Raw genomic sequence first — 21,884 nt, 5'->3', positions numbered from 1 at the left:
CTATGACCACGCGCGGCGGCGGCCGCAAGATGATTGTGGGGCCCGTCGCGCACATCCGCCGGGTGGCATGGCGGCGCGCGGCGTGGCATGTCCCTCCGCCATGGTGCGCTTCACCGACGTCGGCCTGCGCTACCCCTCCCCGCAAGGGGCCGGGGGACCCGAGGCCTTGTCCGATCTGACCTTCACGTTGCCCGACGGCAGCTTCACCTGGCTGCTGGGGGCGTCCGGCGCCGGCAAGTCGTCCCTGCTGCGGCTGATGCACCTGGCGCAGCTGCCCACGCGCGGCGCGCTGGAAGTGCTGGGCAGCACCGTGCGGGCCGACCGCCGGGCGCAGCTGCCGGCCCTGCGGCGGCGCATCGGCGTGGTGTTCCAGGATTTCCGGCTGCTGCCGTATCTTTCCGCCTTCGACAACGTGGCGCTGCCCTTGCGGCTGGCGGGGCGCGCCGAAAGCAGCGCGCGGCCGGACGTGACGGAAATCCTGCGCTGGGTAGGGCTGGCGGGCAAGGAAGCCTCCCTGCCGCAGCAGCTTTCGGGCGGCGAGCAGCAGCGCGTGGCGATCGCCCGCGCGGTGGTGACGCGCCCCGCCCTGCTGGTGGCGGACGAGCCCACCGGCAACCTCGATTCCCACCAGGCCCGCCGCCTGCTGGCGCTGCTGACCGAGATGAACCGCATGGGCACCACCGTGGTGGTGGCCACCCACTCGGAGGAGCTGGTGGAAAGCTTTCCCGCCCCGTCGCTGGTGCTGCGCGGCGGCAAGGTGGTGCACCATGGCTGAGCCGCGCCGCGGCGGGGCTGAGCGCCGCACCCGCTACGCGCGCGACCCGCTGGGGCTGCGCCGCGCCCTGTCCGACCGGCTGCTGCCGGGGCTGGTGGCGGCCATGGCGCTGCTGGCGGCGCTGGCGCTCGCCGGCAGCCGCGGGGCGGAAGCGCTGCGCCACCGCTGGGAAGCCGGCGCCGCCGCCGCCGTGACGGTGCAGCTGCCGCCCGAGCAGGCCTCGCGCATGGATCAGGCGCTGGCGGTGCTGCGCGCCATGCCGGAGGTGCGCACCGCCGAGGCGGTGAGCGCCGAGCGCATGCGCGCGCTGCTGCGCCCCTGGCTGGGCAGCGCGCTGGACGACGGGCTGACCGCCCTGCCCTTGCCCGCCGTGATCGAGCTGCGGCTGGTCAATGCCGAGATCGACCCCGCCCCGCTGGCCACCCGGCTGGCCGAGGCCGTGCCGGGTGCCGAGCTGGAAGCGCACGGCATCTGGGTGGCGCGGCTGGCGGCGCTGGCGGGTTCCGTGCAGGGCGTGGCGCTGGCGGTGCTGGGGCTGGTGGCGGGGGTGGCGGTCGCCGTGGTGGCGGTGGCCACGCGTGCCGGCATCGCCTCGCGCCGCGAGGCGATCGAGATCTTCCACGACCTGGGCGCCACGCAGCGCGACATCGCCGGGCGCTTCGCGCGGCGCATCGGGCTGCTGGCGGCGGGCGGCGCACTGGCCGGCGCCGCGCTGGCGGTGCCGGCGCTGGCCGCGCTGTCCTCGCTGGCCGCGCCCTTCGCGGGCGGGCAGGCGGTGGGCTGGGCGTCGCTGCCCTGGCTCGACCTGGCGCTGTTGCCGCCGGTGGCGGGTCTGATCGGCTGGGCGACGGCGCAGTTCAGCGTGCGCCGCTGGCTGCGGCGGCTGCCGTGAGGCAGCGTGGCGCGGGGCTGGGCTGGCTGCTGCTGCCAGGAGTGCCGGCGGCGCTGCTGCTGGCGGGCTTCGCGCTGTTTCTGGGGCAAAGCCGCGCCAAGCCGCAGGTGCCGCTGCAGCGCACGGACGGCATCGCGGTGCTGACCGGCGGGCCGGAGCGGGTGGAAGCCGGGCTGCGGCTGCTGGCCGAGGGCAAGGCGGCCCACCTGATCGTGTCCGGCGTCGGCCGCAGCGCGGAGCTCGCGGACCTGGCGCGCAGCAACAACGTGCCGGCGGCGGCGCTGCCCGCCGTCGCCCTGCCGCTGACGGTGGAGCGGCTGGACGGCGACGAGGCCACCGACGCGCCGCCGCCCGAGGGCCCGGCCCTGACCCCGCCCGCGCCGTCCGCCGTGACGCCGCCCACCGTGACGCTGGGGCGCTTCGCCACCAGCACGCGCGGCAATGGCATGGAGATCGCGGACTGGGCGCGGGAACACGGCATCCATTCGCTGCGCGTGGTCACCGCCGGCTACCATATGCCGCGCTCGTTGCTGGAACTGCGGCGCAACCTGCCGGACGTGCTGCTGGTGCCCCACCCGGTGCAGGCGCAGGGGCCGCGGCCTGGGCTGCTGGCGCGCGAATATGCCAAGCTGATCGGCGCCATGTTCGGCCTGTCCGCCCTCAAGACCGATGCGCCCCCGCGATGACCCCCGCCCGCCTGAGCCAAGCCCCGATGCCCGACGACCTGCCCCCGCGCGCCCCCGCCGCCCCGAACGACCCGCTGGAGCAGCCCCGCCGGCCGCGCAGCGCCGAAACCGACGCGCAGCTGCCCGATGCCCCGGTGACGCTGCCGACGCTGCTGCGCTCGGCGGTGTTCAACGCGCTGTTCTTTCTGCTGACGGCGCTGTGCGTCAGCTTCGGCATGCTGCTGCTGCCGTTCCACCGCAACATCCTGCGCCGCTACGTGCAGGGCTGGGCGCATCTGATGCTGTGGGTGCTGCGCGTGGTCTGCGGCATCCGGGTGCGGGTCACCGGGCGCGAGCACCTGCCGGACGGGCCGGCGGTGATCGCGGCCAAGCACCAGTCCGCCTTTGACACCATCATCTGGCTGGCCCTGCTGCGCGACCCCGTCTACGTGTTGAAGCGCGAGTTGCTGCGCATTCCGGTGTGGGGCCGCATGGCGCGCAAATACGGTGCCATCGCGGTGGACCGCGCGGGCGGCGCCACGGCGCTGAAGCGCATGGTGCGCGAAGCCGGCGCCGCGGCGGCCGAGGGCTCGCAGATCATCATCTTCCCCGAAGGCACCCGCACCCAGCCCGGCCAGCGCGTGCCCTACCTGCCCGGGGTGGTGGCGCTGGGCGCCGCGGTGGGGCGGCCGATCATCCCGGCCGCCACCGACAGCGGCGTGTTCTGGGGCCGCCGCGCCTTTGCCAAGCGCCCCGGCGTGCTGACGGTGGCGGTGCTGCCGCCCTTGCCCGCCGGCCTGCCGCGCGCCGCGCTGCTGGCGCAGATGCAGCAGCTGATCGAGACGGAAAGCGAGCGGCTGCTGCCGCCGGGTTATCCGCTGCCCGCCCCGCAACCTGTGGATAATTCTGTGGGATAAGTCGGGAACGGAACTTCTCCGGCTTTCCAAGAATGCCGCGCAAGCGCCTCTAAAACCTGGATTCGCTGCCACATCACCGCAACGATGTCATTGATTTCTGTTGCAACGTGCTGATTTCCAAGGGGTTTCTGGCAGGTGTCGCAGCCAGCCCACGCTGTGGCAGCAACACCACAGGCAATGCGATTCCACCCTGTGGACAATTCGGAACCCTGTGGATTCAAGCCGGTGGCAGCAACGCCGCCACGCGGTCCAGCCCCGCGTCCCGCACCCCCATCTCCCGCAGGTGCGAGATGGTGTTCAGCAGGTAGTCCCGGTTGGCGCCCATGATGCCATGCCCGGCGCCGATGGCCGCCGCCATGGCTTCCGGCGTCAGGGTGGCGCAATAGGCCAGCCCCTTGGGGTCGGCGACAAAGGCCACCGCGCGCCTGGTGCCACCACCGTCCAGCAGCCGCAGCGGCACCACGCGGCGGTGGTACACGCCGCCGGTCATTTCCCGCTCGTCCAGGTAGTCCAGCACCTCCGCGGCCCCGGCGGCGGGCACGCGGAACGCCACGCCGCGGCAGGCGCCGCCGCGCGCCAGCCCCAGCACCAGCCCCGGCGCCTCCGGCGTGCCGCGATAGGAGCGCGACCAGATGCAGAAGCGCCGGTGAAAGCCGCGCAGCAGCGCCGGGTGCGCGCCGTCATGCGGAAAGCCCGGCTTCCAGATCAGGGAGCCGTAGCCGAACACATACAGGTGTCCATCCGGGTCCAGCAGGGGTTGGCGGGGGTCTGGCATCCTGCGCGGGGGCATGCGGCGCGCTATATCCCGCCCCGTGACATCCCGAAAGCAGGCGGCCCCGGCCGCGCCCTCCCCTTCCCGCTTCCGGCGGGTCCTGCTGGCGCTGCTGGCGGTGGCGCTGCTGCTGTGCGCCGCCTATGCCGCCTTGTTGTGGTGGATGGGCGGCCAGATGCGCCTGGCCCTGGACAACTGGGCGGCGCAGCGCCGCGCCCAGGGCTGGGTGGTGGAATACGCGGAGCCTGCCTGGCAGCCCGAGCCGCTGGCGGCCACGCTGCGCCTGCCGGCGGTGCGGCTGGAATCCGGCGGCGTGGCCTGGCGGGCGGAGCGGGTGCTGGCGCGGGTTTCCCCCTTCTCGCCGCAGCGGCTGCGCCTGGATGCCAGCGGCGAGCAAAGCCTGGCGCTGGGCGGCCCGCCCATGCCGCTGACCGCCGCCACGGCGCAGGCCGAGATCGCCCTGTCCGGCGGGCGCGACGCCTTGCTGGCGCTGCGCGGCGCGGCGCTGAGCACGCCCGCCGGCCCGCTGCGGCTGGACAACGGCCAGATCAATCTGGACCTCGGCGACCAGCCGGGCACGGCGGCGCTGTCCGGGCGGCTGCACGGGCTGGCGCTGCCGGTGGACGTGCCGCTTGGCCCGCGCATCGAGGAGCTGACGCTGCAATCGCGGCTGCATGGCCTGCCGGACGGCGCCGGCGCCGCCGCCGCCCAGGCCACCCGCTGGCGCGATGCCGGGGGCCGGCTGGAAATCATGGGCCTGACGCTGCGCTGGGGTGCCATGGCGGGCAGTGCCGCCGCCACCCTGGCGCTGGATGCCGCGCTGCAGCCCAGCGGCATCGGCACCCTGCGCATCGCCAACCCCGCCGCGCTACTGGACGCGCTGGGCGAGGCCAATGCCGTGCCGGCCCGCAACCTGTCCATGGCGCGGCGCCTGCTGCCGCTGATGACGCGGCCCGACGCGGCGGGGGCGCCGGTGGTGGAGTTGCCGGTGACGCTGGAGGACCGGACGCTCGGCATCATGCGGCTGCCGCTGCTGCGGCTGCAGCCCTGGGTCTGGGCGCCCTGAGACAGCGAAGCGGACCCGGGGGAGAGTGACCGTTCCCGGGGCCAGGCCTGCCCGGAATGCCAGCAGGCGGAGCAAAGGTTCAGGGGCCTTCCGGCCCCGTGGCCATGCCGCCACGCCACAAAAAAAGCCCGGCACGAGCCGGGCTTTTCGCGAAGTCCGCAGGCAGGATCAGGTGTTCATCGCGTCGAAGAAGTCCTGGTTGGTTTTGCTGTATTTCAGCTTGTCCAACAGGAACTCCATCGCGTCCTGCGTGCCCATCGGGTTCAGGATGCGGCGCAGCACCCACATCTTGGACAGCGTGGCGCGCTCCACCAGCACCTCTTCCTTGCGGGTGCCGGACTTGGTGATGTCGATGGCGGGGAAGACGCGCTTGTCGGACAGCTTGCGGTCGAGGATCAGCTCCGAGTTGCCGGTGCCCTTGAACTCCTCGAAGATCACCTCGTCCATGCGGCTGCCGGTGTCGATCAGCGCGGTCGCGATGATGGTCAGGCTGCCGCCTTCCTCGATGTTGCGCGCGGCGCCGAAGAAGCGCTTGGGGCGCTGCAGCGCATTGGCGTCCACGCCGCCCGTCAGCACCTTGCCCGAGGACGGCACGACCGAGTTGTAGGCACGGCCGAGGCGGGTGATGGAATCCAGCAGGATCACCACGTCGCGCTTGTGCTCGACCAGCCGCTTGGCCTTTTCCAGTACCATCTCGGTGACCTGCACGTGGCGGGTCGCCGGCTCGTCGAAGGTGGACGCCACGACCTCGCCGCGCACGGTGCGGGCCATGTCGGTGACTTCCTCGGGCCGCTCGTCGATCAGCAGCACGATCAGGAAGACGTCGGGGTGGTTGATGCTGATGCTGCGCGCGATGTTCTGCAGCATCACGGTCTTGCCGGTGCGCGGCGGCGCCACGACCAGCGCGCGCTGGCCCATGCCGATCGGGGCCACAAGGTCAATCACGCGGGGCGTGTTGTCCTTCTGCATGCCCTTGGGCGGCGGCTCGGCGTTCTCGTTCTCCATCTTCAACCGGCGCGTCGGGTAGAGCGGCGTCAGGTTGTCGAAGTTGATGCGGTGGCGCAGCGCCTCGGGCGGCTCGAAGTTGACGGTGTTGACCTTCAGCAGCGCGAAGTACCGCTCGCCATCCTTGGGCGCGCGGATCTGGCCTTCCACCGTGTCGCCGATGCGCAGGCCGAAGCGGCGCACCTGGGCGGGGGAGACGTAGATGTCGTCCGGGCCCGGCAGGTAGTTGGACTGCGGGGAGCGCAGAAAGCCGAAGCCGTCCGGCAGGATCTCCAGCGTGCCATCCCCGTGGATCGCCTGGTCGTTCTCGGCCAGCTGCTTCAGGATCGCGAACATCATGTCCTGCTTGCGCAGGCTGGATGCGTTCTCGATCTGCAGGGATTCGGCAAAAGCCAGCAGGTCTGCGGGGCTCTTGGCCTTGAGGTCAGAAAGATGCATGGGCGGGACGCGTTCCGTTCCGGCGTAGAGCAGGGGACACTTCCCAAAGGCATGGCCCGGGGCCTGCCCATGTGCGGCCACGACCCGAAGGTGGGCGGCCGGCGAATGTCCCGAAGATCAAGGAGGGGAAGTCGAGGCGATGTGCCAGACCGGAAAGGTCCGGTACGCCGCCAAGGACTGGCAGCGCCGCAACGCTAGGGTCACGGCCACTGGCCCGTCAATGGAAAAGTAGAGAAAAACGCCCGGCGTTCAAGAGGTTCTGGGGCGGGGCCTTGATTTTAGCCGTGGCCAGGGGGGCGCCGCCCCCTGGAACCCCCCGCCGGGGTGGCTGAGCCACCCCGGACCCCGGCGGGAGAAAGCATCAGGCTTCCAGGACCTGAGGATCGCCAGGTTCAGCGGGCATGGATGTCATAAAAAAACTGGCCACCGGCCCTGCCCCCTCAGCCGCCGGGGGTCATCGACCCCCGGCGCCCAGGTCCGCCAACGGCCGGAAATGCCGGGGTCCGGGGTGGCTCAGCCACCCCGGCAGGGGTCCAGGGGGCGGCGCCCCCTGGCCAGAGCCTTCAGCGGCCAAGGCCCTCCCAAAAGTCGCGCACCTTGGAGAAGAAGCCCTCGCTTTCCGGGCTGCTCTTTTCGCGCTCCACCGCCTCGCCCTCGAATTCCTCCAGCAGCTCGCGCTGGCGGGCGGACAGGTTCTGCGGGGTTTCCACCGCCACCTGCACGTACATGTCGCCCCGCGCGGCGGAGCGCAGCACGGAGAAGCCCTTGCCGCGCAGGCGGAACTGGTCGCCCGACTGGGTGCCGGCCGGGATGGTGACGCGGGCGCGGCCGCCGTCGATGACGGGCACCTCCACCGCCTCGCCCAGTGCCGCCTGGGTCATGCGCAGCGGCACGCGGACGAAGATGTTGGCGCCGTCGCGCTGGAACAGCGTGTGCGGCTGGATGCCGACATCCACGTAGAGGTCGCCGGCGGGGGCGCCGCGCAACCCGGCCTCGCCCTCGCCCGACAGGCGGATGCGGCTGCCGTCCTCGACGCCGGCGGGGATGGTGACGTTCAGCGTGCGCTCGCGCTGCACGCGGCCGGCGCCCTGGCACACCTTGCAGGGGTTCTTGACCACGCGGCCGGTGCCGCCGCAGGTGGGGCAGGCGCGCTCGATCAGGAAGAAGCCCTGCTGCGCGCGCACCTTGCCGGCGCCGCCGCAGGTGCCGCAGGTGGAGCTGGCGGCGCTGCTGCCGCCCTCGGCGCCGGTGCCGTTGCAGGCCTCGCACTGCACGCCGGTGGCGACGCGGATGGACTGCTTGGCGCCGGCGAAGGCTTCCTCCAGCGTGATCTGCACCTCGGTGCGCAGGTCGGCGCCGCGGCCGGCGGCCTGGCCCTGCCGCTGGCGGCCGCCGCCGCCGAAGCCGAACATCTGCTCGAAGATGTCCTCGAAGCCGCCGCCGCCGAAGGGGTTGCCGCCGCCACCGCCGCCACCGCCCTCGAAGGCCGCGTGGCCGTAGCGGTCATAGGCGGCGCGCTTCTCCGGGTCCTTCAGCACCTCGTAGGCTTCGGAGCATTCCTTGAAGGTGGCCTCGGCCTGCTTGTCGCCCGGGTTGCGGTCCGGGTGATGCTTCATGGCCAGCTTGCGATAGGCCTTCTTCAGCTCATCGTCGCTGGCGCCCTTGGAGGCGCCCAGGATCTCGTAATAGTCGCGCTTGGCCATGGCCGGGTCATTCCCCCGCGGTAAGGTGCTCAACAAGGCTGCGCCCGGCCCCCTCTCGGGTGCCGGGCGCGACGCTTCAGACTGTCAGGAAGCCGCCCGTCAGCCGGGCTTCTTCTTGCTGGGGTCGACTTCCTCGAACTCGGCGTCGACCACCTTCTCGCCGTTCGCACCAGGCTGGCCCTGCTGCGCCTGGGCGGCACCCTCGGGGGCACCTTCCTGCGGCGTCGCCTTGTAGATCGCCTCGCCCACCTTCATGGCGGCGGCGGACAGGCGCTCGGCGGCGCTGTTGATGGCATCCACGTCGTCGCCGTCCTTGGCGGTGCGGGCAGCCGCCAGCGCCGCCTCGGCCTCGCCCTTCTCGGCCTCGCCCACCTTGTCGGCGTTCTCCTTCAGCGACTTCTCGGTCGTGTGGATCAGCGCCTCAAGCTGGTTCTTGGCCTCGACGCCGGCGCGGCGCTTCTTGTCGGCCTCGGCATTCGCCTCGGCGTCCTTGACCATGCGCTCGATGTCGGCATCCGACAGGCCGGACTTGGCCTGGATCTTGATCTGCGTTTCCTTGCCGGTCGCCTTGTCCTTGGCCTGGACGGACACGATGCCGTTGGCGTCGATGTCGAAGGTCACCTCGATCTGCGGCACGCCGCGCGGCGCGGGCGGGATGCCCTGCAGGTCGAAATTGCCCAGCAGCTTGTTGTCCGCCGCCATCTCGCGCTCGCCCTGGAAGACCTTGATGGTCACCGCCGTCTGGTTGTCGTCGGCGGTGGAGAAGGTCTGGGACTTCTTGGTCGGGATGGTGGTGTTGCGGTCGATCAGCCGGGTGAACACGCCGCCCAGCGTCTCGATGCCAAGGCTCAGCGGGGTGACGTCGAGCAGCAGCACGTCCTTGACGTCGCCCTTCAGCACGCCGCCCTGGATGGCGGCACCGATGGCCACGACCTCATCCGGGTTGACGTTGCGCGCGGGCTCCTTGCCGAAGAACTGCTTCACCGCCTCGATGACCTTGGGCATGCGGGTCATGCCGCCGACCAGGATCACCTCGTCCACCTCATTGGCGGCCATGCCGGCGTCCTTGAGCGCCTGGCGGCAGGGCTCCAGCGTGCGCTGCACCAGGTCGTCGACGAGGCTTTCCAGCTTGGCGCGGCTGACCTGCAGCACGAGGTGCTTGGGGCCGGACGCGTCGGCGGTGATGAAGGGCAGGTTGATCTCGGTCTGCTTGGCGCTCGACAGCTCGATCTTGGCCTTCTCGGCGGCCTCCTTCAGGCGCTGCAGGGCGAGCTTGTCGCCGCGCAGGTCGATGCCGTTCTCCTTCTTGAACTCGTCGGCCAGGTAGTCGATGACGCGCTGGTCGAAGTCCTCGCCGCCCAGGAAGGTGTCGCCGTTGGTGGACTTCACCTCGAACACACCGTCGCCGATCTCCAGGATCGACACGTCGAAGGTGCCGCCGCCGAGGTCGTAGACCGCGATCGTGCCGGTGTGCTTCTTGTCCATGCCGTAGGCGAGGGCCGCAGCCGTCGGCTCGTTGATGATGCGCAGCACCTCGAGGCCGGCGATGGCGCCCGCTTCCTTGGTGGCCTGGCGCTGGCTGTCGTTGAAGTAGGCGGGGACGGTGATGACCGCCTGCGTCACCTTCTCGCCGAGATAGGCCTCGGCGGTTTCCTTCATCTTGGTCAAGACGTTGGCGCTGATCTGCTGCGGCGCCTGCTTGGAGCCGCCGGCCTCGACCCAGGCGTCGCCATTGTCGGCGCGCACGATCTTGAAGGGGGCCAGGCCCGCTTCCTTCTTGACCATGGCGTCATCGAACCGGCGGCCGATCAGGCGCTTGACGGCATAGAGCGTGTCGTTCGGATTGGTCACCGCCTGGCGCTTGGCGGCCTGGCCGACCAGACGCTCGCCCGACTTGGTGAAGGCGACCATGGACGGCGTGGTGCGCGCGCCCTCGGCGTTCTCCAGCACCTTGACCTCGCTGCCCTCCATGATGGCGACGCAGGAATTGGTGGTGCCGAGATCGATGCCGATCACTTTGCTCATCAGAATTCTCCTTTGCGGCGGATGGAACGGCCCTGGTCCGGCACCGCGTCCACCCCCTTTGACTGCTCAGCAGGCGGGGAAAATGCCGCCCTGCTGGCCTGGGCGGCGATGGGACCGATGTATTCAGCGCGGCGCTTCGGGACAAGACCCGGGGGTGGGGTTGGGCGCGAAAATCCGTGCGGGAAAGGGCTCATGAGGGGGCGCCGCCCCCTCTAGCGCCCCTGGCAGGGGATTGAATCCCCTGCGCCCCCGGCTGCCGGCACTGCCGCGGCCGGAGGGCAACTAATGACACTACAAACAAATACTTGGAGCTGATCGCCCCGCTACAAACGGGGGTCCAGGGGATTCAATCCCCTGGCGGGGAAAGTGTGAAAGGGGCAGCGCCCCTTTCACAGCGCGACGTCACGCCGTTTCCGACACGCCCTCGCCAGCCACCACCACCATGGCGGGCTTCAGCAGGCGGCCGTTCAGCGTCCAGGCCGGGGTCCAGGCCTGGATCACGGTGCCGGCGGCGACGCCTTCCGGCGGCGGCTGCTGCGCCATCGCCTGGTGCAGCTCGGGGTCGAAGGGCTTGCCGGCGGGGTCCTGCTTGCTGATGCCGTTGCGCTCCAGGATGGCGACGAAGGCGCGCTCCACGCCCTCGAAGCCGCCGCGCAGCTTGGTCAGCAGCTCGGCCTCGCCCTCGGCCTGGGCCGGCAGGGCGTCCAGGCCGCGGCGCAGGTTGTCGGCGGCCTCCACCACGTCGCGGGCGAACTTCTGCACGGCGTACTGCCGGGCGTCCTCCACCTCGCGCTTGGTGCGGGTGCGCAGGTTCTGCATCTCCGCTTCCGAGCGCATCCAGCGGTCGCGCATCTCGGTCAGCTCGGCTTCCAGCTCGGCCACGCGGGCCATGGCGTCGGCGGGCTGCTGCGGCTGGGCTTCCGTGGCCGGCTCGGCGTCGGCGGGCTGGGGCGGCTGGTGGCTGTGGTCGGACATGGGGCGATACGATCTCACGGTCAGGAGGGGGGCCGGTCGGGCCCGGTTCTGCGCCACCACCTAGGCGCGCGAGGGGCCGGGGACAAGTTGCGGCGGTGCTGCGAGGGGCGGGAAGGCCGGGGAAAGAATTCCCCGGACCCCTTCTTTTCTGTCTGCTGACAGGCCCAGGCACGCGCGCCGCCCGGGCCTGGGGCGGACCGCCTGCGGCCAGCGGATGCCGATGGAATCAAAAAGAAGATGGGGGTTCGGGAGAACTCCTTCCCCCGGCCTTCGCTGCCCCTCGCACCGATTTCCCGCCGCCGCACCTTGACCCCACCGCCCGGGGTGGCATGTGCAGGCGCATCATGCAGTCCCCCCCCGCCCGCCCGACCCCCGCCCGCAAGACCAAAGTCGCCGTCGTGCTGTTCAACCTCGGGGGGCCGGATTCCCCCGAGGCGGTGCGGCCCTTCCTGACCAACCTGTTCACCGACCCGGCGATCTTCCGCCTGCCCACGGTGCTGCGCGAGCCGCTGGGGCGGCTGGTGGCGTGGCGGCGCACCAAGGCGGCGACGGAGAACTACGCCATCCTGGGCGGCCGTTCCCCCCTGCTGCCGCTGACGGAGGAGCAGGGAAGCGCGCTGCAGGCGGCGCTGAACGAGGACGAGGAGGCGATCGAGGCGCGCTGCTTCGTGGCCATGCGCTACTGGCACCCGCTGTCGGACGCCACCGCGCGGGCCGTGCAGGACTGGGACGCGGACGAGATCGTGCTGCTGCCGCTGTATCCGCAGTTCTCCACCACCACCACCGGCTCCTCCATCACCGCCTGGGCCGAGGCCTGCCGCAAGATCCGGCTGGAGCGGCCGACGCGCACGCTGTGCTGCTGGCATTCCGACGACGACATGCTCAAGGCCACCGCGCTGGGGCTGAAGCGCGCCTACGAGCAGGCGCGGGCGGAGGTGCCGGAAGGCACGGGGCTGCGCATCCTGTTCTCGGCGCACGGGCTGCCCGAGACCATCGTCAAGCAGGGCGACCCCTACCAGTGGCAGGTGGAGCAGATGATGGCCGGGCTGGTGGAGGCCATGGGCATCGAGGGGCTGGACTTCCAGCTCTGCTACCAGTCCCGCGTGACGCCGCAGAAGTGGCTGGCGCCGTCCACCGAGACGGCGCTGGAAAAAGCGGCGCAGGACAAGGTGGCGGTGCTGGTGCACCCCATCGCCTTTGTGTCCGAGCATTCCGAGACGCTGGTGGAGCTGGACGTGGAATACCGCGAGCTGGCGCACAAGCTGGGCGTGCCCGGCTACCACCGCGCGCCCACGCAGAACAGCGACCCGGCCTTCATCGCCTCGCTGGCGCGGCTGGTGCAGCAGGTGCGCGGCGCGGGCGAGCGGCGGCTGTGCTCCTTTGCCGGCGGGCGGCAATGCCCGAAGGTTCACACGGGATGCCCGCATACGGGGGTGAAGCCGCCGCGCGCTGCTGCCAAGGTGCCGGCATGAACCACATCCCTTCCCCCGCCCCCGCCGCCATCCTGCGCCCCGCCGCCGTGCTGTTCGACTGCGACGGCGTGCTGGCCGACAGCGAGGGGGTGGTCAACGCCCTGGTCGCCGAGGACCTGACCCGCCGCGGCTGGCCGCTTTCCGCCGAGCAGTGCCAGGGCATCTTCCTGGGCCGCGCCATCCCGGACATGGTGCCGATGGTGGAGGCGCAGGTCGGCCCGCTGCCCGCCGAATGGCCGCAGCAGATCGCGGGCGCCATCGCGGCGCGCATGCGCCAGGGCACGCCGCCCATGCCGGGCGCGCTGGCCGTGGTGCGGGCCGTCGCCGCCGCCGGCATTCCCGTCGCCTGCGCCAGCAACTCGGGGCGCGACGAGCTGCAGGCCAAGCTCGCCGGGCTCGGCATGGCGGAGCTGTTCGGCACCCGCGTTTATTCTTACCAAGACGTCTCGCGCCCCAAGCCGGCGCCGGACATGTACCTGGCCGCGGCGCAGGCCTGCGGCGTGGACGCGCGCGACTGCGTGGTGGTGGAGGACAGCGCGCTGGGCGCCCGCGCGGGCGTCGCCGCCGGGGCCCGGGTGATGGGCTTCGCGCACCAGACGCCCGCCGCCCTGCTGCAGGCCGAGGGCGCGCAGCCCTTCCACAGCATGGACGAGCTGCCGGCGCTGCTGGGCATCGTGGCATGACGGTGCAGCTCTTCGCGGCGCTCTACCCCTGGACCAAGGCGCTGCACCTGATCGCGGTGTTCGCCTGGATGGCCGGCATGTTCTACCTGCCGCGCCTGTACGTGTACCACACCCCCGCCCCCGTGGGCTCCGACCGCTCGGAGATGCTCAAGGTGATGGAGCGCCGCTTGCTGCGCGCCATCATGAACCCGGCCATGATCCTGGCCTGGCTGCTCGGCATCACGCTGGTGCTGACGCCGGGGGTGATCGACTGGTCGGCCGGCTGGTGGCACGGCAAGATGCTGGGCTTTCTCTTGATGACCGGGCTGCACGGCCACCTGGCCGCCGCCCGCAAAGGCTTCGAGCGTGACGAGCGCCGGCATTCCGAGAAGTACTGGCGGGTGGTCAACGAGGGGCCGACCATTCTGCTGGTGCTGATCGTCGTGATGGTGATCGTCCGCCCGTTCTGACCGGCGGGCGGCCACCGCCGCCCGCCCCTGCCAGAAAAAACGACATCCCCGCGAAACGTCGACATTCCAGCGCCCCGCTGGCAGGTTCGGCACATGCCGGCCACGCGCCGCCGTTCCGCCCCTTGTGCGGCGCGGCAAAGCGGGCCATGCCCCCGCAGCATCATTGGCGCCACGGCGCCTCCACACGGTCGCGGCCCGCCGGACACCCCCGGCGGGCACGGTGTCGTGCCCGCGCCACGCCTTGCCGTGGCCTTTCGGCCGGAACCACGCGGCGGCTTTCCACTTCCATTTCGGCGGGCCGACCGGCCCGCCACCTGACGAAGGAAGGGCTGTCCATGTCCACCCCGCCAGATCACTCGCCCACACCGGCCCGGATGGGGCTGCTGGAGGGCGTCAGCAAGCCGGTGTTCTTCTGGACCGCCGGCATCACCGCCCTGTTCGTGATCGCCTGCATCGTCGCGCCGGACCGCTCGGCGGTGTTCTTCAAGCACCTGCAGGACCTGATCGTGGCTGATTTCGGCTGGTTCTACCTGCTGGCGGTGGCGATCTTCCTGATGTTCACCCTGTTTCTCGGCTTTTCCAAGCACGGGCGCGTCAAGCTCGGCCCCAATCATTCCGAGCCCGCCTACAGCTACGGCGCTTGGTTCTCCATGCTGTTCGCCGCCGGCATGGGTATCGGGCTGGTGTTCTTCGGCGTGGCCGAGCCGCTCAAGCACTTCACGGCGCCGCCGGTGGGCGACCCCGCCAGCGTCGCCGCCGCGCGGGATGCCATGCGGATCACCTATTTCCACTGGGGCCTGCATGCCTGGGCGGTCTATGCGGTGGTGGGCCTGTCACTGGCGTATTTCTCGTTCCGCCACGGACTGCCGCTGACCATGCGCTCGGCGCTCTACCCGATCATCGGCGACCGCATCCACGGCCCGATCGGCCATGCGGTGGACATCTTCGCGGCCATCGGCACGCTGTTCGGCGTGGCCACCTCGCTCGGCCTCGGCGTGCTGCAGGTCAATGCCGGCTTCAGCCACCTCGCCGGCTGGCCCACCAGCTTCTGGGTGCAGCTGCCGCTGATCGTGGTGATCACGGCGCTGGCCACCGTGTCCGTCGCAACCGGGCTGGACAAGGGCATCAAGCTCCTGTCCAACGTCAACATCCTGATGGCCACCGCGCTGATGATCTTCGTCTTCGCGGTGGGGCCGACCACCTTCCTGCTGCGCGCCTTCGTGCAGAACCTCGGCAGCTACCTCGACCAGTTCGTTCTGCGCACCTTCTACATGTACGCTTATGCACCGGACGAGCTGCCCGGCGCCTGGCTCGGCGACTGGACGCTGTTCTACTGGGGCTGGTGGGTGGCGTGGTCGCCCTTCGTGGGCATGTTCATCGCCCGCATCTCGCGCGGCCGCACCATCCGCGAGTTCGTGATGGGCGTGCTGCTGGTGCCGACCGGCTTTTCCTTCGCCTGGATGACCGTGTTTGGCGACACCGGCATCTTCATGCACCTGTACCAGGGCAACACCGCCGTGTCGGACGCCGTGGCGCGCGACGTGACGCTGGCGCTCTTCGTGTTCCTGGAGCAGCTGCCGCTCGGCGCCATCGTGTCTTGGTTCGCCATGGCGCTGGTAGTGTTCTTCTTTGTCACCAGCGTCGACAGCTCCGCGCTGGTGATCGACACCATCACCGCCGGCGGGCGCGACGACGGGCCAGTGTGGCGCCGGGTGTTCTGGGCTGTGGTCGGCGGCGTGATCGCGGCGGCGCTGCTGAGCGCGGGCGGGCTGCAGGCCTTGCAGGCAGCCTCCATCACCAGCGCGCTGCCCTTCACGGGGGTGATGCTGGTGATGTGCTGGGGCCTGTGGCGCGGCCTGCAGCGCGAAGGGCTGCGGCAGGACGCGCTGGCGCAAAGTCTGCGCCCCCGCCAGGGCCTGACCTGGCAGCGGCAGCTGCACGGCATCCTGGCACATCCGCACCGCGGGGAAGCCGATCGCTTCCTGCGCGATACGGCACACCCGGTGCTGGACGCGGTGGCGGCCGAGTTGCGCGGGCGCGGGCTGGAAGCCGAGGTGTCGGAGCGCGAAGACCGGCTGCTCCTGGCCGTCATGCCCGGCACGCCGGAAGAGTTCCAGTACGGGCTGCGCCTGCGCCGCTACGAGACGCCGAGCTACAGCTACATGGACCGCGACAAGACCGACGAGCACTTCTTCCGCGCCGAGGTGTTCCTGGAAACCGGCGGCCAGGACTACGACGTCATGGGCTTCACGCGCGAGGAGCTGATGCAGGACGTGTTGCAGCAATACGACCGGCACTTCCAGTTCCTGCACGCCGTGCGGACGGTCTGAAGCAGCCACCTTCTTTTTCCGAAGAAACAGAAGCCAAAAGACCTTGGCTGAAAGCGGCGTGGCACGAGGTGTCCCGCGCCACGCCAACCAGCAAAAGTTTTTTGGTTCTTTTTTCCAAAAAAGAACCCCTTGCCTGACGCTGCCCCCGCCGCACACTGGCCCCCGGCAACGCAGGGATTCCCACCACAGATGAGCACGCTCCGCATCGGCATCGCCGGCATTTCCGGCCGCATGGGCCGCCTGCTGGTGGAGGAGGTGGCCGCCGCCGGCTGCCAGCTCGCCGGCGGCACGGCGCGGCGCGGCGCGCAGGGGGTGACGGTCTTCGCCGATGCCGCCGCGCTGTTCGCCGGCAGCGACGTGGTGATCGACTTCACCATCGCCAGCACGGCCGAGGCGCATGCCGCGCTGGCGGCGGAGCATGGCACGCCGCTGGTGCTGGGCACGTCGGGCCTGTCGGCGGCGCAGGACGCGGCGGTGGCGGCGGCGGCGCGGGTGGTGCCGGTGGTGGCGTCCGCCAATTTCGCGCCGGCGGCGACCGTGCTGTTCGCCCTGATCGAGCAATTCGCCGCCGCCCTGCCGCCCGAGCAGTTCGATGCCGAGATCGTGGAGATGCACCACCGCCAGAAGGTGGACGCGCCGTCCGGCACCGCCGTGATGATGGGGGCCGCCGTGGCGCGCGGGCGGGGCAAGACGCTGGCCGAGGTGGGCATGGACAGCGGGCGGGATGGCCACACCGGCCCGCGCGCCACCGGGCCGATCGGCTTCGCGGCGCTGCGCGGCGGGCAGGTGGTGGGGGAGCACACGCTGCTGTTCGCGGGGGCGTCCGAGCACATCTCGCTGACGCACCGGTCCTTTGACCGGCGGGTCTATGCCACGGGCGCGGTGCAGGCGGCGCGATGGGCGGCGGGGCGGCCGCCGGGGCTGTATTCCATGCGCGACGTGATGGGCGTGGGGGGCACGCCAGGGGCCTGAAAAACAGCGCTTTACCACCCCGATCCGGCACGCTAGAGGCGGATTTCCCGGGGTGTCTCAGCGCATGCCATTTTCCGATCTCATTGGCCTTGTCGGCGTCGCTGCCTATGTCAGCGCCTACGCGCTGCTGCAGCTCGGGCGCTTGCACAGCGGCGATGGCCGCTACCTGCTGCTGAACGGGCTGGGCTCGGTCTGTTTGCTGATGTCGCTGATGGGCAACTTCAACCTGCCCTCCTTTGTCACCCAGGCCTTGTGGCTGTTCTTCACGCTGGTGGGCTTTGTGGGCCTGTGGCGGCGCGCCCGAGCCGCCCGGCCGGTGGTGTGACGCGGGCGGGCGGATTCGCGGCACGCTACCCGCGGCTGTTCCACCTGCTGCCGGCGGAAGCCTGGGGTTCCTTTCAGAAGCACGGGCTGCTGTCGGCCGCGGCGCTGTGCGACCTTTACGGCGTGGCGCCGGCGCGCCGCGCGGCGCTGCTGGAACAGGACCGGGGCAAGGGCCACTTCGCCCCGCTGTCCGCCCCCGGCCTGCCAGACATCTCGCTGCGCGACCAGCTTTTGCCGGACGGGCTGCTGCTGCGCTGCCTGACCGGCGGCTATGCCGACCGGCCGGCGGCGTGGCGGGCGCTGCTGAACGGCATGGTCTTTCTGTGGGCCGACCCGCGGCGGGCGGCGAAGCTGCATGGCGCCAGCCGGGCGCGGCCGCAAATTCTGCTGGAATTCGATGCCGCCGCGTTGCTGGCGCCGCACGCGGCGGCGGCGATGAGCAGCCCCCTCAACAGCGGCGCGCCCTTCGCCATGAAGCCCACCCCGCGCGGCGACGAAACCTTCCGGCCGCTGGGCGAATGGCCGCGCGCCGATGGCCGGCCGGTGGTGGAGGTGGTGGTGCCGCATGCGGTGCCGGCGGCGCCCGCGGCCCTGCTGGATGCGCGACCTATCGAGCCCGCGCAGGGCTCCTGACCCCCCAAGGTGGCTTGACCCCCTTTGCCGCGACTGCGAAACAGCCCGCGCCCGGAATCCCGGGGGACAGCCAGGCCGGGGCCACCGGTCGCCATCGCGACAAGAGGACGATCAAGGCCATGCGCGACAAGGGCGAATACCTGTTTACCTCGGAATCCGTTTCCGAAGGCCATCCCGACAAGGTCGCGGACCGCATCAGCGACACGGTGCTGGACGCGTTTCTGGAGGCTGACCCCTATTCCCGCGTCGCCTGCGAGACGCTGGTGACGACCAACCGCATCGTGCTGGCGGGCGAAACCCGCGGCCCGGGCAGCGTGACGCACGAGCTGCTGGCGCACCTGGCCCGCATGGCGGTGCAGGACATCGGCTACGACCAGGAAGGCTTCTCCTGGCGCAACGCCGACATTGCCGTGCACCTGCACGCGCAGTCCGCGCACATCGCCCAGGGCGTGGATGCCGCCGGCAACAAGGACGAGGGTGCCGGCGACCAGGGCATCATGTTCGGCTACGCCTGCACCGAAACGCCGGACCTGATGCCGGCGCCGCTGTACTACTCGCACCTGATCCTGCGCCGCATCAGCGAGCTGCGCCGCTCCAAGGACAAGACGGTCGCCGGCCTGTTGCCGGACGCCAAGTCCCAGGTGACGCTGCGCTACGTGGACGGCAAGCCGGTCGGCGTGACCTCGGTGGTGGTGTCCACCCAGCACGAGGATGGCATGAGCCAGGACCAGGTGCGCGAGCTGGTGCGGCCGATCATCGCCACCTCGCTGCCCGACGGCTGGACGGTGCCGGAGGACGAGCTCTACGTGAACCCGACCGGCACCTTCGTGATCGGCGGCCCGGACGGCGACTGCGGCCTGACGGGGCGCAAGATCATCGTGGACACCTACGGCGGCGCGGCGCCGCACGGCGGCGGCGCGTTCAGCGGCAAGGACCCCACCAAGGTGGACCGCTCGGCCGCCTATGCGGCGCGCTACGTGGCCAAGAACGTGGTGGCCGCGGGCCTGGCCGAGAAGTGCACCATGCAGGTTTCCTACGCCATTGGCGTGGCCAAGCCCCTGTCGGTGTATTTCGACCTGCACGGCACGGGCCGCGACGTGGACGAGGTGAAGCTCGCCAAGACCGTCAACGACATGGTCAACCTGTCGCCGCGCGGCATCCGCGAGCACCTGCACCTGAACCGGCCGATCTACGTGCCGACCTCCGCCTACGGCCATTTCGGCCGCACGCCGGATGCCGAGCTCGGCACCTTCACCTGGGAAAAGACGGATCTGGCGGCCGAGCTGAAGCGCGCCTTCGGCCGCTGATCCATCTGCCGCGTGCAGGAACCGGAGGGGGCGGCGCCACGGGTGCCGCCCCCTTCGCCGTGAAAGGCCCCCCATGCCATGACCGATGCCATGACCGACGACACCCCGAACGATTCCCCCGCCGTCCCCGACCGGCTGTATGGCCGCAGGCGCGGCCACCCGCTGCGGCCGCGCCAGCAGGCGCTGCTGGACGTGACGCTGCCGCGCCTGCTGTTGCCGGCCGAGGCCGCCGCCACGAACCCCGCCGCCGCCTTTCCCGGGCCGGTGGAGGAGGTGTGGCTGGAGGTCGGCTTCGGCGGCGGCGAGCACAGCGCGGCGCAGGTCGCCGCCCACCCGCGGGCCGGGCTGATCGCCGCGGAGGTGTTCGAGAACGGCATCTGCTCCCTGCTGGGCAAGCTGGTGCCGGAAGGCGGCGAGGCCGATGCCCCCCTGCCCCCCAACCTCCGGCTCTGGACGGAGGACGCGCGGCGGCTGATCCGCTCGCTGCCCGAGGGCAGCCTGTCGCGGCTGTTCCTGATGTTTCCCGACCCCTGGCCCAAGGCGCGGCACAGCAAGCGGCGCTTCGTGCACCCTTCCATCATCGCCGAGCTGGCGCGCGCCATCCGCCCCGGCGGGCAATGGCGCATCGCCACCGACGACCCGACCTACCAGGACTGGGTGATGGCGGTGATGGGCGGGCAGGACGCGTTCGAGCAGGTGTCGCTGGACCTGCGGCGCCCCGACGGCTGGCCGCCGACGCGCTACGAGGCCAAGGCGCTGCGCGAAGGGCGGCAGCCGATGTACTGGGTGTGGCGGCGCGTGTGACGGGCGGCCGCGCCAACGGCGCGAACACCGGGCCGCTGGCGCGGGCCCGGCAACTTCGCTGCGGGCGGCAAGGTCTTTGCGGAATCGCAAGAACCGCGCATGGGGCGCGGGGCGCGGCATGCCGGGCAGAGAAAAAGCGCTTTGCCTGTCCAACCCGGCCGGTGGCCCGGCGTTGAACACTCGCCAGACCACAACATGAAAGAACTGCAATGTTCCGCAAGGCCCTTCTGACCGCCGCCGCCCTCACCGCCCTGGCCGCCGCCCCCGTGGCGCTGCAGGCGCAGACGACGTCCACCACGCAGAACGCCACGCGGGGCGTGCAGATCGATGCCAGCCACCTGCGCGCCAAGCAGCTGATGGACCGCGACGTGTACAGCACGGACAACGTGGAGATCGGCGAGATCGAGGACCTGATCGTCGATCCGGCGAATGGCCGCGTGGTCAACGCGATCATCGAGATCGAGACCCGCCTGGGCTTCACCAGCAAGTATGTCGCGGTGCCGATGAACCAGCTGAAGCTGACGCCGGGCGAGCGCCGCGTCACCGTCAACATGACGCGCGACCAGCTGCGCGAGCTGCCGGGCGTCAACTACAACGACTGAGCGGCCTTTCGAAACCATGCGGGCCGGGACAGCGATGTTCCGGCCCGTGCTGTTCGGGGCCCCGCCCCGCGCTATTCCACGCCCAGCAGCGAACGGGAAAAGTCGCGTGCCGAGAATGGCCTGAGGTCCGCCGCCTTTTCGCCCACGCCCACCGCATGCACCGGCAGCGCGAATTCCTCCGCCAGCGCCACCACGATGCCGCCCTTGGCCGAGCCGTCGAGCTTGGTGACCACCAGCCCGGTGACATCCACCAGCTCGGAAAACACCTTGCACTGCTGCGTGGCGTTCTGGCCGGTCGTGGCGTCCAGCACCAGCAGCACGGAATGCGGCGCCGTCTCGTCCACGCGGCGCATCACGCGGATCACCTTGCGCAGCTCCTCCATCAGCGCGGACTTGTTGTGCAGCCGGCCGGCGGTGTCGACCAGCAGCACCTCGGTGCCCTTGCGCCTGGCGTCCGTCAGGGCATCAAAGGCCAGCCCCGCGGCGTCGGCGCCCTGCTTGGCGGGGGCCACCACGTCGCAGCCGGTGCGGGCGCCCCAGATCTGCAGCTGCTCCACGGCGGCGGCGCGAAAGGTGTCGCCGGCCACGAAGGTGACGCTCTTGCCTTCTTCCCGCCATTGCTGGCCCAGCTTGGCGATGGTGGTGGTCTTGCCGACGCCGTTGACGCCCACCACCAGCACCACATGCGGCCGCAGCGCGGCGTCCAGCACCAGGGGACGGGCCACCGGTTCCAGAATGGCGGCGATCTCGCCGGCCAGCGCCTCGCGCACCTCCCCGTCGCCCACCTCCTTGCCAAAGCGCGTGCGGCGGAAGTTCGCCACGATGCGGCTGGCGGCGGGCACGCCGAGGTCGGCGCCGATCAGCGCCTCCTCCAGCTCCTCCAGCGCCGCGTCGTCCAGCTTGCGCTTGGTGAACAGCCCGGTGAGGCCGTCGGTCATGCGCGCGGTGGAGCGCGACAGCCCCGCCTTCAGCCGGCCGAACCAGCCGCCGGCGGGGGCGGCGGGTTCCGCCGGCGCCAGGGCCACGGTGGGGGGCGGCACCGGCGGCACGGGCGCCGGGATGTCGGGGGTGATGG

At 71.1% G+C, this 21,884-nt stretch carries 21 protein-coding genes; 15 read left to right on the top strand and 6 right to left on the bottom strand.

Annotated features, from left to right (window positions below):
• Nucleotides 1-100: 100 nt before the first annotated feature.
• The 4 genes from IAI59_RS06160 to IAI59_RS06145 are packed head-to-tail and all read left to right on the top strand — an operon-like array spanning nt 101 to nt 3,249.
• Nucleotides 101-775 carry a cell division ATP-binding protein FtsE gene (locus tag IAI59_RS06160; protein WP_207419599.1) on the top strand — a complete coding sequence of 225 codons (675 nt, stop codon included), beginning with the start codon at nt 101-103 and terminating at the stop codon, nt 773-775.
• Complete coding sequence (locus IAI59_RS06155) at nt 768-1,667, top strand: cell division protein FtsX (protein ID WP_207419545.1); 900 nt, start codon at nt 768-770, stop codon at nt 1,665-1,667. The genes IAI59_RS06160 and IAI59_RS06155 overlap by 8 nt, the downstream gene beginning before the upstream one ends.
• A complete protein-coding gene (locus IAI59_RS06150; protein WP_237181204.1) occupies nt 1,664-2,353 on the top strand; it encodes a YdcF family protein in 690 nt (229 codons plus the stop codon). The genes IAI59_RS06155 and IAI59_RS06150 overlap by 4 nt, the downstream gene beginning before the upstream one ends.
• A 26-nt stretch (nt 2,354-2,379) precedes the next feature.
• Nucleotides 2,380-3,249 carry a lysophospholipid acyltransferase family protein gene (locus IAI59_RS06145; RefSeq protein WP_207419546.1) on the top strand — a complete coding sequence of 290 codons (870 nt, stop codon included), beginning with the start codon at nt 2,380-2,382 and terminating at the stop codon, nt 3,247-3,249.
• Between the two features lie 217 nt (nt 3,250-3,466).
• On the opposite strand, the gene IAI59_RS06140 is transcribed toward IAI59_RS06145, so the two are convergent.
• A complete protein-coding gene (locus IAI59_RS06140; RefSeq protein ID WP_207419547.1) occupies nt 3,467-4,039 on the bottom strand; it encodes a gamma-glutamylcyclotransferase in 573 nt (190 codons plus the stop codon).
• A 22-nt stretch (nt 4,040-4,061) separates the two neighbouring features.
• On the opposite strand from IAI59_RS06140, the gene IAI59_RS06135 reads away from it, so the two are divergent.
• Nucleotides 4,062-5,087, top strand: coding sequence for a DUF2125 domain-containing protein (locus IAI59_RS06135; RefSeq protein ID WP_207419548.1), 1,026 nt, complete (start codon nt 4,062-4,064; stop codon nt 5,085-5,087).
• A 168-nt stretch (nt 5,088-5,255) separates the two neighbouring features.
• On the opposite strand, the gene rho is transcribed toward IAI59_RS06135, so the two are convergent.
• The 4 genes from rho to IAI59_RS06115 all read right to left on the bottom strand — a co-directional run bounded on the left by rho (nt 5,256) and on the right by IAI59_RS06115 (nt 11,233).
• Entirely contained in the window at nt 5,256-6,530 is a 1,275-nt protein-coding gene (gene rho, locus IAI59_RS06130; RefSeq protein ID WP_207419549.1) for a transcription termination factor Rho, read from the bottom strand.
• A gap of 563 nt (nt 6,531-7,093) precedes the next feature.
• Entirely contained in the window at nt 7,094-8,233 is a 1,140-nt protein-coding gene (gene dnaJ / locus IAI59_RS06125) for a molecular chaperone DnaJ (RefSeq protein WP_207419550.1), read from the bottom strand.
• A 99-nt stretch (nt 8,234-8,332) separates the two neighbouring features.
• Nucleotides 8,333-10,258, bottom strand: coding sequence for a molecular chaperone DnaK (dnaK, locus tag IAI59_RS06120; RefSeq protein WP_207419551.1), 1,926 nt, complete (start codon nt 10,256-10,258; stop codon nt 8,333-8,335).
• A gap of 402 nt (nt 10,259-10,660) precedes the next feature.
• The gene (locus tag IAI59_RS06115) at nt 10,661-11,233 is read right to left on the bottom strand and encodes a nucleotide exchange factor GrpE (RefSeq protein ID WP_207419552.1); all 573 of its coding nucleotides are present in this window, start codon (nt 11,231-11,233) and stop codon (nt 10,661-10,663) included.
• A gap of 344 nt (nt 11,234-11,577) precedes the next feature.
• Here IAI59_RS06115 and hemH point away from each other — a divergent pair, with 344 nt between their 5' ends.
• The 10 genes from hemH to IAI59_RS06065 all read left to right on the top strand — a co-directional run bounded on the left by hemH (nt 11,578) and on the right by IAI59_RS06065 (nt 20,809).
• Nucleotides 11,578-12,705: a ferrochelatase gene (gene hemH, locus IAI59_RS06110; protein ID WP_237181004.1), complete on the top strand. Its 1,128-nt coding sequence runs from the start codon at nt 11,578-11,580 to the stop codon at nt 12,703-12,705.
• Nucleotides 12,702-13,388, top strand: coding sequence for an HAD family hydrolase (locus IAI59_RS06105; RefSeq protein ID WP_207419554.1), 687 nt, complete (start codon nt 12,702-12,704; stop codon nt 13,386-13,388). Before hemH ends, IAI59_RS06105 begins: the two co-directional genes overlap by 4 nt.
• Nucleotides 13,385-13,837: a protoporphyrinogen oxidase HemJ gene (gene hemJ / locus IAI59_RS06100; protein WP_207419555.1), complete on the top strand. Its 453-nt coding sequence runs from the start codon at nt 13,385-13,387 to the stop codon at nt 13,835-13,837. Before IAI59_RS06105 ends, hemJ begins: the two co-directional genes overlap by 4 nt.
• Nucleotides 13,838-14,172: 335 nt before the next feature.
• Complete coding sequence (locus tag IAI59_RS06095) at nt 14,173-16,167, top strand: BCCT family transporter (protein ID WP_237181005.1); 1,995 nt, start codon at nt 14,173-14,175, stop codon at nt 16,165-16,167.
• 189 nt (nt 16,168-16,356) lie between these two features.
• Nucleotides 16,357-17,139, top strand: a complete 783-nt coding sequence (gene dapB, locus IAI59_RS06090; RefSeq protein WP_207419556.1) for a 4-hydroxy-tetrahydrodipicolinate reductase — start codon at nt 16,357-16,359, stop codon at nt 17,137-17,139.
• Nucleotides 17,140-17,203: 64 nt separating this feature from the next.
• Nucleotides 17,204-17,464: a CBU_0592 family membrane protein gene (locus IAI59_RS06085; protein WP_207419557.1), complete on the top strand. Its 261-nt coding sequence runs from the start codon at nt 17,204-17,206 to the stop codon at nt 17,462-17,464.
• Complete coding sequence (locus IAI59_RS06080; RefSeq protein ID WP_207419558.1) at nt 17,428-18,096, top strand: DUF7002 family protein; 669 nt, start codon at nt 17,428-17,430, stop codon at nt 18,094-18,096. Before IAI59_RS06085 ends, IAI59_RS06080 begins: the two co-directional genes overlap by 37 nt.
• A gap of 119 nt (nt 18,097-18,215) precedes the next feature.
• Entirely contained in the window at nt 18,216-19,403 is a 1,188-nt protein-coding gene (gene metK, locus IAI59_RS06075; protein ID WP_207419559.1) for a methionine adenosyltransferase, read from the top strand.
• A gap of 90 nt (nt 19,404-19,493) precedes the next feature.
• Nucleotides 19,494-20,207 (top strand): tRNA (guanine(46)-N(7))-methyltransferase TrmB, encoded by a 714-nt coding sequence (gene trmB, locus IAI59_RS06070; RefSeq protein WP_207419560.1) that lies wholly within the window; start codon nt 19,494-19,496, stop codon nt 20,205-20,207.
• Between the two features lie 209 nt (nt 20,208-20,416).
• Complete coding sequence (locus IAI59_RS06065) at nt 20,417-20,809, top strand: PRC-barrel domain-containing protein (protein WP_207419561.1); 393 nt, start codon at nt 20,417-20,419, stop codon at nt 20,807-20,809.
• 71 nt (nt 20,810-20,880) lie between these two features.
• Here the strand turns inward: IAI59_RS06065 and ftsY are convergent, their stop codons facing one another.
• Nucleotides 20,881-21,747 carry a signal recognition particle-docking protein FtsY gene (ftsY, locus tag IAI59_RS06060; protein ID WP_336512484.1) on the bottom strand — a complete coding sequence of 289 codons (867 nt, stop codon included), beginning with the start codon at nt 21,745-21,747 and terminating at the stop codon, nt 20,881-20,883.
• Between the last annotated feature and the right edge of the window lie 137 nt (nt 21,748-21,884).

Source organism: Roseomonas haemaphysalidis (genome assembly GCF_017355405.1).
GTDB lineage: Bacteria > Pseudomonadota > Alphaproteobacteria > Acetobacterales > Acetobacteraceae > Pseudoroseomonas > Pseudoroseomonas haemaphysalidis.
This window is presented reverse-complemented; position numbering and strand designations above follow the sequence as displayed.

Excerpts from the sequence above, each read along its gene's own strand:
- IAI59_RS06160 (WP_207419599.1), top strand. The coding sequence starts at position 101 with ATGGTGCGCTTCACCGACGTCGGCCTGCGCTACCCCTCCCCGCAAGGG.
- IAI59_RS06155 (WP_207419545.1), top strand. The coding sequence starts at position 768 with ATGGCTGAGCCGCGCCGCGGCGGGGCTGAGCGCCGCACCCGCTACGCG.
- IAI59_RS06145 (WP_207419546.1), top strand. The coding sequence starts at position 2,380 with ATGCCCGACGACCTGCCCCCGCGCGCCCCCGCCGCCCCGAACGACCCG.
- IAI59_RS06140 (WP_207419547.1), bottom strand. The coding sequence starts at position 4,039 with ATGCCCCCGCGCAGGATGCCAGACCCCCGCCAACCCCTGCTGGACCCG.
- rho (WP_207419549.1), bottom strand. The coding sequence starts at position 6,530 with ATGCATCTTTCTGACCTCAAGGCCAAGAGCCCCGCAGACCTGCTGGCT.
- dnaJ (WP_207419550.1), bottom strand. The coding sequence starts at position 8,233 with ATGGCCAAGCGCGACTATTACGAGATCCTGGGCGCCTCCAAGGGCGCC.
- dnaK (WP_207419551.1), bottom strand. The coding sequence starts at position 10,258 with ATGAGCAAAGTGATCGGCATCGATCTCGGCACCACCAATTCCTGCGTC.
- IAI59_RS06115 (WP_207419552.1), bottom strand. The coding sequence starts at position 11,233 with ATGTCCGACCACAGCCACCAGCCGCCCCAGCCCGCCGACGCCGAGCCG.
- hemH (WP_237181004.1), top strand. The coding sequence starts at position 11,578 with ATGCAGTCCCCCCCCGCCCGCCCGACCCCCGCCCGCAAGACCAAAGTC.
- IAI59_RS06105 (WP_207419554.1), top strand. The coding sequence starts at position 12,702 with ATGAACCACATCCCTTCCCCCGCCCCCGCCGCCATCCTGCGCCCCGCC.
- hemJ (WP_207419555.1), top strand. The coding sequence starts at position 13,385 with ATGACGGTGCAGCTCTTCGCGGCGCTCTACCCCTGGACCAAGGCGCTG.
- IAI59_RS06095 (WP_237181005.1), top strand. The coding sequence starts at position 14,173 with ATGTCCACCCCGCCAGATCACTCGCCCACACCGGCCCGGATGGGGCTG.
- dapB (WP_207419556.1), top strand. The coding sequence starts at position 16,357 with ATGAGCACGCTCCGCATCGGCATCGCCGGCATTTCCGGCCGCATGGGC.
- IAI59_RS06085 (WP_207419557.1), top strand. The coding sequence starts at position 17,204 with ATGCCATTTTCCGATCTCATTGGCCTTGTCGGCGTCGCTGCCTATGTC.
- metK (WP_207419559.1), top strand. The coding sequence starts at position 18,216 with ATGCGCGACAAGGGCGAATACCTGTTTACCTCGGAATCCGTTTCCGAA.
- trmB (WP_207419560.1), top strand. The coding sequence starts at position 19,494 with ATGACCGACGACACCCCGAACGATTCCCCCGCCGTCCCCGACCGGCTG.
- IAI59_RS06065 (WP_207419561.1), top strand. The coding sequence starts at position 20,417 with ATGTTCCGCAAGGCCCTTCTGACCGCCGCCGCCCTCACCGCCCTGGCC.
- ftsY (WP_336512484.1), bottom strand. The coding sequence starts at position 21,747 with ATGACCGACGGCCTCACCGGGCTGTTCACCAAGCGCAAGCTGGACGAC.